Here is a 17,717-nt window from a genome sequence, read left to right as displayed (position 1 = left end):
ATCTGCATATTTGCCCACGAAAAAAAGAGTGTCCATTGATAGACCCTCTTAAACATACTGCTAATTTTAGTGATGAATAAAACTCTTTTTCTTGCTTTTTATTTTAATTAGGGCTCTGTTGCTACACCAAGTAATCGCAACGGCTAGTACACTTCCAGTAAACAATGGGATTATTCCAGGAATTAAGTTTATTATAATTCCAAGAAGCATACATGCTGTGAAAATGAGAATAGTTTCTAACACAGAGCTAGCTCCAATTAGGAATGATTGTTTAATATATTGAAAGAATTTCATTTTAAATTGTGTGTATATAGGAAAGAAATAGAGTAACGTTAGTAAATAACAAATTGCTAAAAACAAAAGGATTGGAAACAGCAACTGTAGCTTGTCCACATTCTTATATACAAACATAAAGTCATACACTAATACATAGCCTATCACGATAAAGAATAGGCCAAACTTGTTAAGTGAGATAAATTCTTTTCTAAAGGTTTTCCAAAATGAATGAAAGATACGATCAACTGGTTCGTTTTGCAGCCATTTTTGAACAATTGCAAACATGGCACCTGTCGCAGGGAATAAACCAAATACGCCTAATCCAACAATCGTAAAGCCAATCCACAGTAAATTTACATAAGCCGCTTTTACCATCCATACCGCATAATTATTAAATTTTTCCCAGCCACCCAATATATGCCACCTCATTATGATAAAAAATATGAACATGGATTTAATTAAAGACACTTAATAGACTTGTCACCTAATAAATTTCAAATAAAATAGAAAGTAAGTCAGAAAGATTAGTTGTATTATAACATGATTCAAACTGTTAGCGATTACATTTTTTGCAAAAGGAAAAGAGGTTGTCTCCTATAAAATGTTACTCGAAAGTGAAATGTAAAAAGATGAGGTGAATTAAATGGTTGAATACCGTTTACTAGAAGAAGGCGATTTTCAACAGGCAATTGAGTTGGCTGATAAAGTGTTTCGTAAGGAAGGTCACGTATCCATGGGGATTGCGTTTCCACAAGTTTTCTCACATGCCTTTCATCAATCCTATGGTGCATTTATGGATGGGACATTAGTTTCTTTTATTGGATTGGTACCATCTGTACTTCATATAGAAGGTGCGGAAGTTCAAGCTTATTCAATTGGTGCTGTTTGCACCGAGCCAGAATATAGGAAAAGAGGGTTAGCCAACACCCTTTTACAAATGATTTTTGATCATGTCAACAAAGCAGGTGCTTCCATTCTCTTTATTTCAGGAGATTTACCACTCTACATCAAACAAGGTTGTACATTTTATGGCAAGCTGAATCAATTTAAGCTTCATCAATATGACCTAAAATCGGAGAAGGCTTATCATGTTCGTGAGCTTCAGTCAATTGACTGGTTTCAAATGAGAAAACTAAGTCATAGTCGAACCATACGATATGAACAAAGTATATTTGAAATGGCTCAACTAAATGAGTCAGCGGGATTCGCTAGTATATTCAAAATGAAGCACAAGGTTCTTGTCGCTGAAGAGAACAAGGAAGTTAAAGCATTTTTAATTTTCGGAGTACCTTACCTGGAACAAGAAAATGTGGAATCTAGAATTATCGAGTGGGGAGGGGATCCCATAGCTATTGTGAGTTTGCTTAAAGAAGCATTTACATACGGGATTGAATCCTTAATATTTAATATACCTACTTATGAAAAAGAGTTGATACAAAAGCTTGATGACCCATTACTGGAAAAAGTAGAACAACCATTTCCAGGAACAATCAGGATTATGAATCTTGAGTTACTCTTGCAGCAGCTTGCCCCATATTTTAAAGATAAGCTACAGATTTCAGATCTAGATGAAAACAATAAACGTCTTACATATGCGATGGAATCTATTACGATCAGTAATCGGGACCTGGAAGAGTTGATCTTAAAAGGAAACAAAGATTTAGATTCATCAATACAGGAACTATTTCCGATTCCATATCCATTTCCACAAGGTTTGAATTATGTGTGATCGCTATTTAATTGTAAGGGCACTAAATTAATTCCAATTTTTTATTAAAGACAGTTTATAGACTTGTCACAATATTACAAACGAACTAGAATAAGGTTAGTAAAAGTATTTGAAATTGCAGAATTTTTTTAACATCTAATGTATAGGCTTTCAATTATGTGTGTTTTCAGACAAATGGTTTAGGTAAAGGGGGGATTGCTAAAAGATATAATGGTAGGTTTTTAGTCTTACAAATTTTATTTTTGAACTTAATAGGGGGTAATTCGTAGATGAAAAAGAAACGTTTTTCGTTCATGGCACTTTTGCTTTCAGGTAGCTTACTTTTTTCAGCTTGTAGTAATGACTCAAGTACAGAGCCTAAAAAAGAAGATGGAAAAGTTGATGGTGAAATCACAGTATGGGTACATCCATATACAGGTGATGCTACAAAAGAAGAGGAAATGTGGAAAGAAATCACTGCTAATTACAACAAAGAGTTTCCAGATGTAGAGGTAAATATAGAAACAATCCCATGGGCAAACCGAGACCAAAAAGTACTAACGGCTTTAGCAGCAAACAATGGGCCGGATGTATTCTATGCCATTCCTGACCAAATGCCACAATATGCAGATGTGGGAATGCTTCTAGAATTAGACCCATACTTAGAAGAATCTGATCTTGAAGGGTTTGTTGATACTGCATTAGTATCTACTACTTGGAAAGACAAGAAGTATGGATTACCAATCCTGCAAGAAGCTTATACATTCATTTATAATCTAGATGTCGTGAAAGCAATTGGTGAAGATCCAGCAAACCTTCCAAAAACATGGGAAGAATTTGAAGCATGGGCAGCAAAAGCAAAAGAAAAAGGTTTCTATGGATTAAACTATTTAGGAGGAGGTTCCATGAACGGAACAATCTATCCTTGGGTTTGGCAAGCTGGTGGAGATGTTGTAACAGATGAGAATGAAGTGTTAATCAATAGCCCTGAGAGTGTGAAAGCATTCGAGATGGTGAATAATTTCTATCAAAAAGGATATATTCCAGAAGATTCTATTACAGCAACCACACAAGATGAATTATGGTTCGCCGGAAAAATAATGGCACAACTTGGATCTGGAATAAGTATTACGATGATGGAAAAAGAAGGTAAATTCGATTTTGCTATTGCTCCACCTTTAACAGGTGAAAAGCAATTAACATATGGTACGACAGGAATGTTCGTTGTGCCTTCAAACAGTGATAATCCTGATGCAGCAGCAGAATTTGTAAAATCTGTTACGAATGCTGAAAACCAACGTATTTTCAATACGGTTACACAGTATATCCCAACTCAAGAAGAGTCAAAAGATATCTTTGATTCAAACAAATACATGAGCCAACTAGCAACATACACAGAATTTGCATTACCTGGTGTCATTCATCCAAAAGGCCGTGCAATCATGCCATTTATTCAAGCTGAAATACAAACAATGATGGCAGGAGAAAAAACTCCTCAAGAAGCAGCAGATGCAGCAGCTGAAGCAATTGAAGCTGAATTAGCTAAGCCGTAAACAAATAGCTTCTTACGAAAAGAGAGTTTTATTCCTAGGTGAATAAGACTCTCTATTTATTAAAAGGTCCTTTGTTTACAAAAACTTTTGTTAATTAATTAAGAAATAAGGTGATAGCTTGGAAAAGGTCATAGAAACTCATAACAAGGTACCTCTAGAAACTCTTAAAAAGGTCAAGCCTCCTTTAAAAAACAGGATAAAAGAAGAATTGAAAAAAAATGGTATTGTTTATATTGTACTGACACCAGTCTTAATCCATTTTTTAATCTTTCAAGTCATTTCATTTGTTTATAGCTTCGTTTTAACGTTTCTTAATTATCGAATTATTGGTACTTCCGAGTTCGTTGGATTACGAAACTGGAAGCAATTATTTGATGATCCGATTGCTTTAAAATCAATTTGGAACACTGTTTTATTTTCCTTCTATTATATAGTCCCTACAATGGCAATAGGTTTGATTCTAGCACTTGTCATAAAATCAGGAATTCGTTTTACGAAAATTTTTAAAGGGATATTTTTCCTACCTGTTGTAACATCATTCGTTGTTGTGGCAGGGATTTGGGAATGGTTGTTTTCAGGAACGGAATCAGGATTTATCAACTACCTTCTAAGCTTTATAGGTGTTGATGCCCAATTATTTTTATCTGATTCTTCACAAGCCCTAATTGTATTGGCTGGTTTGAGTATTTTCAAAGTATCTGGAAGTACAATGATTTATTATTTTGCAGGGCTACAGTCCATTCCAAAAGATATGTATGAAGCCGCAAAAATCGATGGTGCTTCACCTTTAAAATCCTTTTGGTTAATTACTTTCCCATTATTAAAACCAATTCATTTCTATGTGTTAATCATTACGACAATTGGTTCTTTCCAAATCTTTGATTCTGCATTCCTATTAACAAACGGGGGACCAAATTTCTCGACAAGTACCATAGTTTTTTATCTTTATCAAATAGGTTTCACGAATTTGAACTTTAGCTACGCAGCCGTTTTATCTTACGTATTATTCGCGATAATCTTAATCATATCGCTTATCCAGAGAAAATATTTTGGTAAAGATCAAGGGATCTATTAATAGTTGAGAGTTGTAAGGGAGATGAAAGAACTTGTTTACTAAAATAATAAAATATATTGTCACGATCTTCTTGGGGTTTTGCTTTCTCCTTCCATTTTTGATCATGGTGTTAAGTTCATTTAAAGAAACGACATTTGCAGCAATGGACCCATTATTTTGGATTCCTAGTGATCCGTCGATCAATAACTTTACGTACCTCTTTCGGAATGATAACTTCTTACGATGGATTATGAACTCTGTTGTTATAACTGTTATCCCGGTATTTTCACAAATGTTTTTTGCGGGGTTATTAGGCTATATATTTGCAAGAAAGCAATTCTATGGAAGGGAATTTATATTCTGGACATTCATGGCTGTCATCATGATTCCATCGCAATTGCTGATTATTCCGAAATTTATCATGTTTTCAAAATTTGGGTGGATTAATGAATATCAAGCGTTGATAGTTCCTGAGCTTTGGGCAATTATGGGTGTATTTTTAGTACGTCAATTTATGCAGGGCATTCCTATGGAATTAGATGAAGCAGCAAGGATGGATGGAGCAAACGATTTTCATGTTTTTCGAAAAATTTATATGCCATTAGCATTTCCATCCATTGCTACTGTTGGAACGTTCGCATTTGTAAGTAACTGGAACGATTTATTCCAACCACTTATTTATATGACAAATGAAAAAATGTATCCAATCACGGTTGGTTTAGCTTCTACGTTAAATAAAGAAGGGAACTTCGGAATTGAGATGGCAGGGTCGACTATCTCATTTATCCCGACTTTTCTAATTTTCTTGTTCTTCCAGAAGTATTTTACAGAAGGTATTCAGCTATCAGGACTTAAATAATTCTGCTTGTGTTTATAGGAGAGTTTCGATATGAGGGATATAAAAATAGGAATGATTGGGTTAGATACCTCACATGCATCTGCTTTTACGAAATTATTAAATGATCCGACCAACCCCTTTTATATAGAGGGTGCTGAGGTAACGGTAGCCTGTCCGGTCGGATCGTCTGATTTTGTGTTGAGTTATTCTCGAATAGAGGGGATAACAAAAGAAGTGGAACGATTTGGTGTTCAATTGGTTAAGACGATTGAGGAAGTAGCAGAGACATGTGATGCAATCCTATTAGAGTCTGTCGATGGTCGAGTTCATCTAGAACAGGTGAAGAAACTTGTAGGCTATCAAAAGCCACTATTTGTCGACAAACCATTTTGTCTATCTTCTTCAGAGGCTATTGAAATGGTAAAGCTTTCTGAACAATATGGTACTCCAATCATGAGTTCATCTGCATTACGATTTGCAGAAGAGGTAAGACAGGCACTTACGATTCAAGATAAAGGAAAAATTATTGGAGCCGACTGTTTTGGACCAATGGATATGGTCGACACTCAACCGGGATATTTTTGGTACGGGATCCATACGATTGAGATGCTTTATGCCATTTTAGGCTGTGGAGCGCAGCATGTTACTTCTGTATCTACTGCGGATTCTGATTTGATTGTTTCACAATGGGAGGATGGGCGAATAGGTACAGCAAGAGGGAGTAGAAGAGGAAATGGTGAATTCGGTGCAAACATTCATTTTGAAAAAGGCACTCATTATGTATCGATTTCTGCTTCCTCGAAACCCTTTTATGCTAGTTTATTAGAAGTAATTGTTCTCTTTATTAACAATGGCCAATCCAGCGTTCCCCTACATGAAACGCTAGAAATCATTCGCTTTATTGAAGCAGCAAATGAAAGTAAAGATACAGGAAAACGGGTGTATGTATAGTGAAAGTTACGATTACTATCGCAAAATAAAACAGCGGGTAAACCATTTTACCCGCCATTTTAGGTATTGTTCTTTATTCGTTTTCATCAATGATAAAGCTAAGCCTATAAATCCGTCTTGGTCTTCCTTTGTAGGTGATTTTTTCTTCGCCTACTATATCCACCAAGTTAGCATCCATCCATTTTAAAAGGATTCGATGGGCACTTCTTGTTGTAATGTTCAATGTGTCAGCTAACTCTTGAGCTGTATAATCAAATTTTTTATGACGTGCTACCCTTGCCATAAGCTTTGTCATATAGGCAGCAGACATTCCTGCTTTTTCTGCCTTTTGCAGCAGTTCTGCATCTGTAATAGATAGGTCATATTTTTCATACTGAGTATCGGTTATCATATCAACGGGACCAATTACACTTTGGTCTTCACGAACGATGTAACAAACATTTCCACCTAATTCTTTTGATTGTCGGAGTGCGAGTCTTGCGTGGTTACCAGCTTCAGCGGCCGTGAGACCAAAGCCAACACCAATGCTGATGGATACACCTAGCTCCGTTTTAATCGAATTTAGTAAAGGGATGAATTTATACCCACGTGTTTCTCTTTCGAAAATACCACGTGTGGTGATAAACGAAAATTCCTCTCCACCGGAATTAATCAAATGACCATCTAGGAGCTTTGTGTAATTTAACATGATTTGTTGGAATTTCAACTTAAATAATTGTACTTCATGTTCTGATGGATATTTTTCTGTAGCTTTATCAAACTTGTCAATATCAATGATCCCGAAAACGATTTGAGATTCTTTATGTTTACGAGCTTCTGTTGCAAGTAATGCACGTTCGAGGGAAACAATTAGGTCCTGATAAGTGGGTGTTACCCATTCATACGGAATAGACAATTCCGAAAGCTTTTGTGCGATTTCCTGAACCCCAGTAATGGCAATGGAACCATATTTCTGATAGTTGTCTTGGTGAAACTGAACAATTTCCTCGGAACAATCGGGCTGACTAGAATTGGGATAGGATGTACATACATAGTTCGTTTCGTCTAATTCATATAGGATCCGGCGAATATATTTTTCTTCAACCGTATCAATCGAGAAATGTTTAGTATCGTATTGATTATTAATCAGGAATAAAGACCGATAAAGCCCAGTTCCCATTATCGGAACGTAATGCGCTGGTATCGAAAAATTGTTAAGCTGTTTGGCTTTTAAATAAGTTGGAAATTCGGTAAATAAAAGAACTTCCACTTTATTGATCAAGGTTGTCATAATCTCCGGTTCAATAGAAGAGGGGGTTGAATGCAGAAATATTGGCTGAAAATTAGGGAATGCTTCAAGCGCTTTCATTATTTCCTTTTCAAGTGCTTCAGGACTAACAATGCCAATAATAATTTCAGTACCATGGTCTGATAATTGGTTTGTTTTCATCATTTCATCTCCAGTTAAAAGACATATTAAAGAAATGTCTCTTAATAATCTTATTACTAGATTAAGAGGAATTTTTCGAAATGTCAATCAATAATGAGTGTTTATTAAAAGACCTTTAAGTGACTTGTCTTTTAATAAAGCCAAAGATAAAATAAAGGTAATTCAGAATTATCAAATGCTTTTATGCGTTAGAGCAGGCAAAAAATTAGTTACTAGGAGGATTTAAATGGAAACGATTGCAGAATTAGAGGAGTTTATGTCTACACCTAGCAAAGAATTAGTAAAGGATCTCCAACAACTGGACGGAGATATTATGATTTTAGGTGTTAGTGGAAAAATGGGACCGACATTAGCTAAATTAGCAAAAAGAGCTGTAGAGCAGTCAGGTCAGTCTAAAAAAGTGATTGGTGTTGCAAGATTCTCAGATGAGAATTTAATAGATGAATTAGAAGCGTGTGGAATTGAAACAATTAAGGCTGACTTTTTGAAGGAAGAAGAACTTCAAAACCTACCAAATGTAAAGAACATTATCTTTATGGCAGGTACGAAATTCGGAACAGTTGGAAATGAGCATCGGACATGGGCCATGAACGCTTATCTTCCAGGACGTGTCGCAGAGAAGTTTAAAGATTCACGAATTGTGTCTTTTTCAACAGGTAATGTGTATCCACTCACATCTGTTTTAAGCAATGGTTGTACAGAGGATGTGACACCTAATCCCGTTGGTGAATATGCACAATCCTGTTTAGGTCGAGAACGAGTTTTAACTTATTTTTCACATAAAAACCAAACACCAATCGTTCACTTCCGATTAAACTATGCGATTGACCTACGATATGGAGTATTGCTTGAAATTGCAAAATCAGTACACCAAGGGAAACCAATCGATTTAACGATGGGTAATGTGAATGTGATCTGGCAGGGGGATGCAAATGAATATGCGATTCGCTCCTTATTACATACAAATTATCCACCAAAAATTATTAATGTAACAGGTCCTGAAACATTGTCAGTGAGATGGCTTGCAAAGGAATTTGGTAAACGAATGGAAAAGGAACCGGTATATGTGAATAGTGAAAGCCCAACTGCATTATTAAATAATGCATCTCAAGCACATAAATTATTTGGTTATCCAAAAGTTACCGTACAACAAATGATTGTTATGATTGCTGACTGGGTTGTTAGTGACGGTCATACGATCAATAAACCTACTCACTTCCAAGAAAGAGAAGGTGCATTTTAATGTTAAAAGAGGCTGTTAAGAAAAAGCTTCATGAAGGTACTGTGATACCAGCTCACCCACTAGCATTAACTGAAGATAGACAACTTGATGAAGCAGGGCAACGCGCCTTAACTCGCTACTATATCGATGCAGGTGTAGGTGGTATCGCAGTAGGAGTCCATACAACACAGTTTGAAATTCGAGACCCTGAGTTTAATCTTTATGAACGAGTACTAACAATCGCAATTGAAGAAACGAAACGTGCCAATGTTTCTGATGATTTTATTAAAGTGGCAGGAATTTGTGGACCTACTGAGCAGGCACTTAAAGAGGCAGCATTCAGTAAAGAGGTCGGCTATGACTTAGGACTATTGAGTATGGGTGGCTTAAACCATTTATCCGAGGATGAATTAATTGAGCGTGCTGAAAAAGTAGCAGAGGTTATTCCAGTATTCGGTTTTTATTTACAACCTGCAGTAGGTGGACGTATTTTCTCGTATGAATTTTGGGAACGCTTTGCTTCCATTCCAAATGTATACGCGATAAAAATAGCGCCATTTGATCGATATTGTTCAATTGACGTTGTTCGCGCGGTTTGCCATTCGCCTCGCAATGAGGAAATCGCTCTTTACACGGGTAATGATGATAACATCATAAATGATTTGTTAACAGCCTTTGAATTTACAGTTGGAGACAAGAAGGTAGAAAAGAGAATTGTCGGCGGTTTGCTGGGACATTGGTCTGTCTGGACAAAAACAGTCGTTGACACATTTGAGGAAATTAAAGTAGTAAGGGCTCAAAAATCAGTACCAAATGGGTTATTAACACTTGGTCAACAAATCACAGATGCGAATGCCGCAATATTTGATTCACGTAATCGCTTTAAGGGCAGTATAGCTGGCATTAATGAAATCTTAGCTAAACAAGGACTTCTTCAAGGAAATTGGTGTTTAGTTGATCGTGAAGTTTTAAGTCCGGGTCAAGCAGAAGAGTTAGACCGTATTTATACGAGCTACCCACACCTAAATGATGATGAATTTGTTAAAGCGAATTTATCTAAGTGGCTGTCTAAATAATTGACGGAAGAAGGATTTCAAATGAAAAGAATTGTAGCCAACAACAAGAAAGTTGAAATCATTGAGGATGAAGTACCAAGCATAGAAGGAAAGCCTTCCTATATTTTAGTTAAAACATTATATTCAGTCATTTCTCCAGGCACTGAATTATCGCTGCTAGCCATTAGTGATAAAAGACAGGTTCATCTTGGATACAGTGCAATGGGCGAGGTCGTTGAATGTGGTAGTGACATCACCGATGTGAAAAAAGGGGATCTTGTTGCTTGTTACGGTGCACCATATGTTCATCATGATGAATATCTGCTAGTTCCTAAAACCTTGTATGCTAAAGTTCCCGATACTGTTGATCCGAAAGAAGCAGCTCTAGGTGGACTTGGTGCGATTGCCATTCATGCCCTTCGGATTGCGAATCTTCAATTTGGTGAAACAGTCGTGATCGTAGGCTTAGGAGTTTTAGGGCAATTAATTGCCAAAATAGCCAATGCAGCAGCCTATAATGTGATCACGTATGATCTTCACGAAAGTCGAGTCGAAATGCTGAAGGAAGACAATATTAAATCATTTGCGACCGTTGAAGAGATGGAAGAAGCCATTCAGATTGATACGAAATCCCGCGGAGCAGATGCCGTACTACTATGTGCAGGAGGAAAGCGCTCTCCACTTACTCATGAATGTTTGAAATGGATACGTACCAAAGGCAAGGCTGTCATCATAGGTGATATTGAACCAGACTTTCCAAGAGACTTAATGTTTGGTAAAGAAGCTCAGTTACTCATTTCTCGAGCGGGCGGTCCTGGAAGATACGACAGTGTGTACGAGAAGGAAGCAATTGATTATCCATATGAATATGTTCGATGGACAGAAGGAAGGAACCTTGAAGAATATATTCGACTTATTAAAGAAAAACGGATTGATGTCAAACCGTTTCTATCAGAAGCAGTTGAATTTGAAGCTGCACCTCAAGAATTTGAAAAACTGTTAAACAAAGAATCTTCAACTCTTACAAAAATCATTAAGTTTTCGTAAAACGTTGAATTTGTCATAACAACGGAAAGGATTTTGATATCAAATGATGTGTAACCACTTTTACTTACATGGAAATGTTGTTACTGATAAGAGAATAGATAAAAATATAATCATTGAAATCAAAGATGGAAAAATCATTTTCGTTGGTAAGAAAAACATGGAGGATCTGCCCTACTACCAAGTAGAAGGGTGGATCTGTCCTGGTTTTATCGATACACATATACACGGTCTAAATGGTCAAGATTTTATGGATCGTACAAAGGAAGGTTTTTATCGCATTCAAAATGGGCTCCCATCCTTTGGTGTGACAAGTTTCTTGTCAACATCAAGGGCAGCCACATTAGAAGATATTAAAACCTTCCTTTTATTAAGTAAACAGATAGTAGCCGAAGAAAGTAGTGGTGCTCATCTTTTGGGTGTTCATTTAGAAGGACCATGGATTAATCAAAAATATAAAGGTGCTCAAAAAGCGGAGTACATACTAGAACCAGTTATAGAAGAAGTACAACCGCTCCTTCAATTGGCTGGTGATTTAATACGAATTGTAACATTAGCTCCTGAGCTCTCAAACGCAACCGATGTCATTCAATTATTAAGGGAAGAGAAGATTGCCATTTCTGCCGGACACACAGATGCATCATATGAGGAAATGGAAAAGGCGATTAAATACGGACTATCAAGAGTTACTCATTGTTTCAATGGAATGGGTCCGTTTACACATCGCAATTTAACAGCTGCGTTTGCAGCACTTGATTTACAAGAATTAAACTGTGAACTTATCGCAGATGGCTTTCATGTTCATGCAAAAATAATTGAACTCCTTTATAAAATGAAAGGAGTGGATCATATCACATTAATTTCAGATTGCACCGGAACCAATCAATTGCCAGATGGGTGTCATCAAATTGGTGGGAAGACAGTCTACAAAAGAGATGGAAAAGTATCATTAGCGAACGGAAGCCTCGCGGGGAGTTCGTTAACGCTAGACAAGGCAATTCAATATATCATTCACAATTGCCATATTCCAATCGAAGAAGCCGTGCAAATGGCTAGCTATAATCCAGCTATTGTATGCGGAGTTAGTGACCGTAAAGGCAGAATTGCCGTTGGATATGATGCTGATCTCGTTATTTTAACAAATGATTTAGAAGTAGCAAGCACAATTATAGATGGAAATTTTGTTTATCAACGTAATAAAAAGAATTTTTCCTGAGATAGATAATGAACTGTTACGTAAAAATCGAAAAGAGGTATCAAATATGCATATTAACTTATTGGGTGAAACAAAATCAATTATAAAAGGATTAGATTTACTAACCGAAGATCTGGGTATTGAATTGAATGGAAAAGGCTACCCGATTACCGTTATTCAGCGGGAAGGTCCGATCCATGTTAGCAATAAGGATGGAAAAGGTGAAATATATTATCAGGAAAAAATTCATTTCTATCGTGCAATGGGTGTGTGGTTAGAGAATTATCAAAAGAGTGTTGAATTTGAGCTAACTGAACAGCCTCATTTCCAAACAAGTGGTGTCATGCTGGATGTTTCTAGAAATGCCGTCTTAAAAGTAGATGAAGTTCAAGCATTTCTTAGAAAGCTCTCCATTATGGGATTAAACGTTGTCATGCTTTATACAGAGGATACGTATGAAGTACCCGATTATCCTTATTTCGGATATATGCGTGGTAGATACACAGAAGATGAACTAGAGACTTGTGATCAATATGCAGACGCTCTAGGAATTGAGATGATACCTTGTATCCAAACTCTAGCTCATTTAACAATGGCCTTGAAATGGGGATATGCGAAGGAAATTCGAGACACCGCTGACATTTTATTAGTAGGCGAATCAAAAACATACCAATTTATCGAAAGTATGATTAAGGCTGCATCGAAACCATTCAAATCCAATCGCATTCATATTGGAATGGATGAAGCGCACCAACTAGGGTTAGGTCGTTATTTGGATTTAAACGGATATGAAAATCGTTTTGAGATTATGAATAAGCATTTAGAACAGGTTGTATCAATTGCAGAGCGTCATGGGCTAAAACCAATGATTTGGAGTGATATGTATTTCCGCTTAGGATCAAAACATGGCGAATACTACGATGAAGATGTACATATTCCAGAAGAAGCGATAACTTCCATACCAAAAAATGTCGAACTTGTGTATTGGGATTATTATCATGCAGATGAAGAGTTTTATCGGACTTATATTCAGAAGCATAAAGAGTTAGGAAGAGATACTCTTTTTGCTGGTGGGGCATGGACATGGAATGGGATTTCTCCTAACTATGGGCGCGCATTTGCAACGACAGAAGCTGCTTTATCAGCTTGTAAAAAAGATGGATTACAAGAAGTTTTTACGACATTATGGGGCGACAACGGAGGGGAAACTCCACTTACAACCGCTTTACCAGTTATCCAGCTATATGCAGAAAATACCTATCACCAAACAGTAACAAAGGAGCATTTAGCCCAGCGTTTCCTTTTCTGCACGGGAAACCATTTAGAGGATTTTCTTGTTCTTAATCAATTAGATGAAACGCCTGGAGTAATGGAAAATAATCTGAACTCCTCAAATGCTTCTAAATTTTTATTATGGCAGGATCTTCTTATTGGTTTATTTGATGAAAATATCCGTGGACTTGAAATGAATGCCCATTATCAGAAGTTAATTCCTCTATTAATGGCAGCTAAGGATAGAAACCCTAATACATCGTTACTATTTGAATTCTATGAAAAGCTTGCAAGTGTACTTAGTCTTAAGTCGGAAATGGGGATTCATTTAAAAACAGCTTATGATAATGGTGATAAAGAAACGATGAAACTTCATCTAACCGAGTTACAAGAATTGACGAGAGAAATAAGTCTTCTGCATAGCAAGCATAGAGAAGTTTGGTTTTCGCTATATAAACCTTTTGGCTGGGAAATAATTGAATTCCGCTACGGGGGATTACTTGCCAGAATGGAAACATCTAAACTTCGAATTTCACATTGGCTTGAAGGTTTAATCGAGAGTATTGAAGAATTAGAGGAAAAAAGATTAGCTCATGATGGTCCAAATGGGATCCCTGAGGGTTCGTTAGGTAATCATTTCTACCATCGAATTGCTACAGCGGGCAATTTTAATTGGTAATATTGTACGGTTCATTAGGAGGGAAGACATATGCCGATTATTCAGTTTCCAAAAGGGATGAAATGGGGAACTGCGACTGCTGCTTATCAGGTTGAAGGCGCTGCTTTTGAAGATGGGCGAGGGTTATCCATTTGGGATACCTTTTCCCATACACCCGGAAAAGTAAAGAATAACGATAATGGTGATGTCGCATGTAATAGTTATCATCGTTATGAAGAAGATATCGAATTATTGGATGACTTAGGTACAAACGTGTATCGCTTTTCTGTTTCATGGCCAAGGATTTATCCGAATGGTCAAGGAGAACTAAATCAGAAAGGGTTGGACTATTACCATAAGCTAGTAAACTCTTTAGTGGATAAAGGAATTGAGCCAATGTTAACTCTTTATCATTGGGACCTGCCCCAAGCGCTACAGGATCTTGGCGGATGGGCAAACCGGAATACCATTGATGCATTTAGCCAATACGCTGAAACTATTTTTAAGGAATTCAATGGGAAGGTGAAATATTGGCAGACGATAAATGAGCCGTTATGTGCTGCCTTTTTATCGAATTATCGAGGTATTCATGCACCGGGTAATCAAGATCTACAACTTGCAATTGATGTTTCCCACCATTTGCTCCTAGCACATGGAAATACTGTTAAAATCTTTCGAGAACTAGGTACTGAAGGTCAGATAGGTACTGCAACAAATACCACCTGGAGAGAACCTTTTAGTAATCGGTTGGAAGATATCGAAGCTTGTAAAAGAGAGATTGGTCATAATATCGATTGGTTTTTAGATCCTATTTTTAAGGGAGAGTATCCACACTATTTAGTGGATTGGTTTAAAAAGAAAGGTGCACATCTTCATATTGAAGACGGAGACATGGAAATCATTCAACAGCCTATTGATTTTATAGGAGTAAACTATTATTCCGGTAATGTGGCTCGTTATAAGAAAAATGAAGGATTACTAGATATCGAGAATATTGAAATTGATTATAACCACACTCATATTGGCTGGCCAATCTATGCAGACGGTTTTTATAAAGTGTTTCATTATATTGCTGAGCGTTATGGCAATATTCCGCTTTTTATTACGGAAAATGGAGCTTGTTGTAAGGATGATCTTGTCGATGGAAAAGTCAATGACCAAGACCGCATTCTCTATTATAAACAACATTTAACGGCTGTTAGTCGAGCGATTGATTCAGGTATTCCAATCATCGGTTATCTAGCATGGTCATTATTAGATAATTTTGAATGGGCTGATGGGTATGGCAAACGTTTTGGTTTAGTGTATATAGACTTTCAATCACAGGATCGGATTAAGAAGGAAAGCTACCACTGGTACAAAGAAATCGTCGCAAATGGAGGCATGGAAATTTAAATAATCTTATTAAGCACTTTCGGAAATTGAGAAAAGAGGTTGATTGTATGCAGAACGTATTATTGATAGGTGCCGGAACAATGGGTATGGTACATGCAAGTGCCTATTATGCGATGGAAGATGTCAAGGTCGTTGGAATTGTAGACATCAGAAAAGAGCAGGCAGAGAAAATCATAGGTGAAAATGATACAAAGATTTTTCAAACGTTAGAAGAAGCTGTAGGTAACCTCGAACGTATAGATGTGATCGATATATGTGCTCCAACTTTTCTGCATAAAGAATATGTGATAAAAGCGGCAGATCTAGGTATTGATGTGATTTGTGAAAAACCATTAGCATATTCCCTTCATGACGCTCAAGAAATGATTGATTACTGTAAGAAAAAAGAAGTGAGATTATTTGTCGGACATGTGGTTCGTTTCTTCCCACAGTATTCAAAAGCAAAAGAGCTTGTTAAACAAGGATCAATTGGGGATATTGGGATTGTTCGTACAAGAAGAGGCGGAAATTTCCCATTGGGATGGAGTGATTGGTACGCAGACCAATCAAAAAGTGGTGGTGTGATCCTGGATTTAATCATTCACGATTTTGATTTTCTACGTTGGACTTTCGGTGAAGTGGATCGAGTATTTGCGAAAGGACTTTCTGACAAAGGACTGGACCATCTCGATTATGCGATTGTGACCTTAGTCTTTAAATCCGGTGTTATTGCCCATGTGGAAGGTACGTGGGCTCATCAAACTTTTTCTTCTCAATTTGAATTCGCCGGAAAAACCGGAATCATCGAATATGATAGTTTAAAAGAGGAGCCTGTTTTACTTTCGATTAGACAATCGAGCGAGGAACAAAACGGTGTTGAGGTACCTCAAAGTCCTATGAAAAAGTCACCGTATCATATAGAACTAGAGCATTTCTTATCATGTTTGAAAACGAATGACACGCCAATTGTTACTGCAGAAGATGCATATAAAGCAATGGAGATATCAGTTGCTGCCCTCGAATCTTTAAAAACAGGTCTACCTGTATCACTGAGCCTTAAGGGGGAGAACTGATATGAAGATTGGAATTATAAGCTTTGCTCATATGCACGCCCATAGTTATGCATCAGTCATCAAAAATATGAAAGGTGTCACATTAGCTGGTATTTCCGATGAGAATGAAGAAAGAGGAAGGAAGAATTCTGAGTTATACGATACAGTATATCATCATCATTTTCAGGATTTGCTTGATTCTGATATTGACGCTGTTATTGTGACATCTGAAAACAATCTTCATCATCAGCATGTACTTGCTGCAGCTAAAGCAGGAAAGCATGTCTTATGTGAAAAGCCGTTAGCAACCAATTTAAAAGATATTGAAGAAATGATAAGCGTATGTGAACAACATCAAGTCCTGTTAGGTACAGCTTTTCCTGTTCGATTTAACACTCCCATTCAACATGCTAAAAAGGTGATTGAAGATGGTGCACTGGGAGAAATTTTGGCCATAAAGGGTACAAACAGGGGAACCAATCCTGGAGGGTGGTTTATTGATAAGGAGAAGTCCGGTGGTGGAGCGGTTCTTGATCATACAGTTCATGTAGTCGATATCATGAGATGGTTTACAGGAGCAGAAGTGAAAGAAGTTTACGCAGAAATCGGCAATGTATATATTGATCATCCGATTGATGATTGTGGTATTCTCACAATGGAATTTACAGATGGTATGTTTGCTACACTCGATTGCAGTTGGTCAAGAAACAGCTTTTATCCAACGTGGGGCGATGTAACAATGGAAATTATCGGAACAAATGGGACCTTAAAGATAGATGCGTTTTCGCAAAAGATGGACTATTATTCTAATCACGAAGGGGTCAAATGGATTGGCTGGGGCGATGATATGGACGCCGGTCTGATTGAGGATTTTATTGCAAGTGTAAAAGAAGGTAGATCACCCCTAGCATCAGGCCATTCAGGATTAAAAGCAGTAGAGGTAGCTCTAGCAGCCTATCAATCTTCTGAAAAGAGAGAACCTGTAAAACTAAAGGGGATTTGAGGTAATTCTGAATCTAAGAGCTCGAATCATATC

General features: G+C 37.1%; 15 protein-coding genes. 13 read left to right on the top strand and 2 right to left on the bottom strand.

Annotated elements, in window-relative coordinates; genetic code table 11:
• Window positions 1-66: 66 nt before the first annotated feature.
• Window positions 67-690, bottom strand: coding sequence for a YesL family protein (locus CKK03_RS15430; RefSeq protein WP_099363434.1), 624 nt, complete (start codon window positions 688-690; stop codon window positions 67-69).
• Window positions 691-919: 229 nt separating this feature from the next.
• On the opposite strand from CKK03_RS15430, the gene CKK03_RS15425 reads away from it, so the two are divergent.
• From CKK03_RS15425 to CKK03_RS15405, 5 genes are all read left to right on the top strand, one after another.
• A complete protein-coding gene (locus CKK03_RS15425; RefSeq protein ID WP_099363433.1) occupies window positions 920-2,005 on the top strand; it encodes a GNAT family N-acetyltransferase in 1,086 nt (361 codons plus the stop codon).
• A gap of 269 nt (window positions 2,006-2,274) precedes the next feature.
• Window positions 2,275-3,537 carry a sugar ABC transporter substrate-binding protein gene (locus CKK03_RS15420; RefSeq protein ID WP_099363432.1) on the top strand — a complete coding sequence of 421 codons (1,263 nt, stop codon included), beginning with the start codon at window positions 2,275-2,277 and terminating at the stop codon, window positions 3,535-3,537.
• Window positions 3,538-3,745: 208 nt separating this feature from the next.
• On the top strand, window positions 3,746-4,612 hold the full coding sequence (locus CKK03_RS15415) for a carbohydrate ABC transporter permease (RefSeq protein WP_245864146.1): 867 nt from the start codon (window positions 3,746-3,748) through the stop codon (window positions 4,610-4,612).
• Window positions 4,613-4,643: 31 nt separating this feature from the next.
• Window positions 4,644-5,450, top strand: coding sequence for a carbohydrate ABC transporter permease (locus CKK03_RS15410; protein WP_099363431.1), 807 nt, complete (start codon window positions 4,644-4,646; stop codon window positions 5,448-5,450).
• A gap of 30 nt (window positions 5,451-5,480) precedes the next feature.
• Window positions 5,481-6,380 carry a Gfo/Idh/MocA family protein gene (locus CKK03_RS15405; RefSeq protein ID WP_099363430.1) on the top strand — a complete coding sequence of 300 codons (900 nt, stop codon included), beginning with the start codon at window positions 5,481-5,483 and terminating at the stop codon, window positions 6,378-6,380.
• Between the two features lie 73 nt (window positions 6,381-6,453).
• Here the strand turns inward: CKK03_RS15405 and CKK03_RS15400 are convergent, their stop codons facing one another.
• The gene (locus CKK03_RS15400; RefSeq protein WP_099363429.1) at window positions 6,454-7,809 is read right to left on the bottom strand and encodes a helix-turn-helix domain-containing protein; all 1,356 of its coding nucleotides are present in this window, start codon (window positions 7,807-7,809) and stop codon (window positions 6,454-6,456) included.
• 226 nt (window positions 7,810-8,035) lie between these two features.
• Between CKK03_RS15400 and CKK03_RS15395 the strand changes: the two genes are divergently transcribed.
• The 8 genes from CKK03_RS15395 to CKK03_RS15360 are packed head-to-tail and all read left to right on the top strand — an operon-like array spanning window position 8,036 to window position 17,684.
• Complete coding sequence (locus tag CKK03_RS15395) at window positions 8,036-9,052, top strand: NAD-dependent epimerase/dehydratase family protein (protein WP_099363428.1); 1,017 nt, start codon at window positions 8,036-8,038, stop codon at window positions 9,050-9,052.
• Window positions 9,052-10,107: a dihydrodipicolinate synthase family protein gene (locus tag CKK03_RS15390; protein WP_099363427.1), complete on the top strand. Its 1,056-nt coding sequence runs from the start codon at window positions 9,052-9,054 to the stop codon at window positions 10,105-10,107. The genes CKK03_RS15395 and CKK03_RS15390 overlap by 1 nt, the downstream gene beginning before the upstream one ends.
• A gap of 21 nt (window positions 10,108-10,128) precedes the next feature.
• Complete coding sequence (locus tag CKK03_RS15385; RefSeq protein ID WP_099363736.1) at window positions 10,129-11,133, top strand: zinc-dependent alcohol dehydrogenase; 1,005 nt, start codon at window positions 10,129-10,131, stop codon at window positions 11,131-11,133.
• A 43-nt stretch (window positions 11,134-11,176) separates the two neighbouring features.
• Window positions 11,177-12,346 (top strand): N-acetylglucosamine-6-phosphate deacetylase, encoded by a 1,170-nt coding sequence (gene nagA / locus CKK03_RS15380; RefSeq protein WP_099363426.1) that lies wholly within the window; start codon window positions 11,177-11,179, stop codon window positions 12,344-12,346.
• Between the two features lie 46 nt (window positions 12,347-12,392).
• Window positions 12,393-14,276, top strand: a complete 1,884-nt coding sequence (locus tag CKK03_RS15375) for a beta-N-acetylhexosaminidase (RefSeq protein WP_099363735.1) — start codon at window positions 12,393-12,395, stop codon at window positions 14,274-14,276.
• A 30-nt stretch (window positions 14,277-14,306) separates the two neighbouring features.
• Window positions 14,307-15,650, top strand: a complete 1,344-nt coding sequence (locus CKK03_RS15370) for a GH1 family beta-glucosidase (protein WP_099363425.1) — start codon at window positions 14,307-14,309, stop codon at window positions 15,648-15,650.
• Between the two features lie 47 nt (window positions 15,651-15,697).
• Window positions 15,698-16,702, top strand: a complete 1,005-nt coding sequence (locus CKK03_RS15365) for a Gfo/Idh/MocA family protein (RefSeq protein ID WP_099363424.1) — start codon at window positions 15,698-15,700, stop codon at window positions 16,700-16,702.
• Window position 16,703: 1 nt separating this feature from the next.
• Window positions 16,704-17,684 (top strand): Gfo/Idh/MocA family protein, encoded by a 981-nt coding sequence (locus CKK03_RS15360; RefSeq protein ID WP_099363423.1) that lies wholly within the window; start codon window positions 16,704-16,706, stop codon window positions 17,682-17,684.
• Window positions 17,685-17,717: the final 33 nt, after the last annotated feature.

It is taken from the genome of Fredinandcohnia onubensis (assembly GCF_002734215.1).
Classification (GTDB): Bacteria; Bacillota; Bacilli; order Bacillales; family Bacillaceae_L; genus Ferdinandcohnia; species Ferdinandcohnia onubensis.
This window is presented reverse-complemented; position numbering and strand designations above follow the sequence as displayed.

Bases quoted from the DNA above. Each gene is read 5' to 3' on its own strand.
- CKK03_RS15425 (WP_099363433.1), top strand. From the start codon at position 920: ATGGTTGAATACCGTTTACTAGAAGAAGGCGATTTTCAACAGGCAATT.
- CKK03_RS15420 (WP_099363432.1), top strand. From the start codon at position 2,275: ATGAAAAAGAAACGTTTTTCGTTCATGGCACTTTTGCTTTCAGGTAGC.
- CKK03_RS15405 (WP_099363430.1), top strand. From the start codon at position 5,481: ATGAGGGATATAAAAATAGGAATGATTGGGTTAGATACCTCACATGCA.
- CKK03_RS15400 (WP_099363429.1), bottom strand. From the start codon at position 7,809: ATGAAAACAAACCAATTATCAGACCATGGTACTGAAATTATTATTGGC.
- CKK03_RS15395 (WP_099363428.1), top strand. From the start codon at position 8,036: ATGGAAACGATTGCAGAATTAGAGGAGTTTATGTCTACACCTAGCAAA.
- CKK03_RS15390 (WP_099363427.1), top strand. From the start codon at position 9,052: ATGTTAAAAGAGGCTGTTAAGAAAAAGCTTCATGAAGGTACTGTGATA.
- CKK03_RS15385 (WP_099363736.1), top strand. From the start codon at position 10,129: ATGAAAAGAATTGTAGCCAACAACAAGAAAGTTGAAATCATTGAGGAT.
- nagA (WP_099363426.1), top strand. From the start codon at position 11,177: ATGATGTGTAACCACTTTTACTTACATGGAAATGTTGTTACTGATAAG.
- CKK03_RS15375 (WP_099363735.1), top strand. From the start codon at position 12,393: ATGCATATTAACTTATTGGGTGAAACAAAATCAATTATAAAAGGATTA.
- CKK03_RS15370 (WP_099363425.1), top strand. From the start codon at position 14,307: ATGCCGATTATTCAGTTTCCAAAAGGGATGAAATGGGGAACTGCGACT.
- CKK03_RS15365 (WP_099363424.1), top strand. From the start codon at position 15,698: ATGCAGAACGTATTATTGATAGGTGCCGGAACAATGGGTATGGTACAT.
- CKK03_RS15360 (WP_099363423.1), top strand. From the start codon at position 16,704: ATGAAGATTGGAATTATAAGCTTTGCTCATATGCACGCCCATAGTTAT.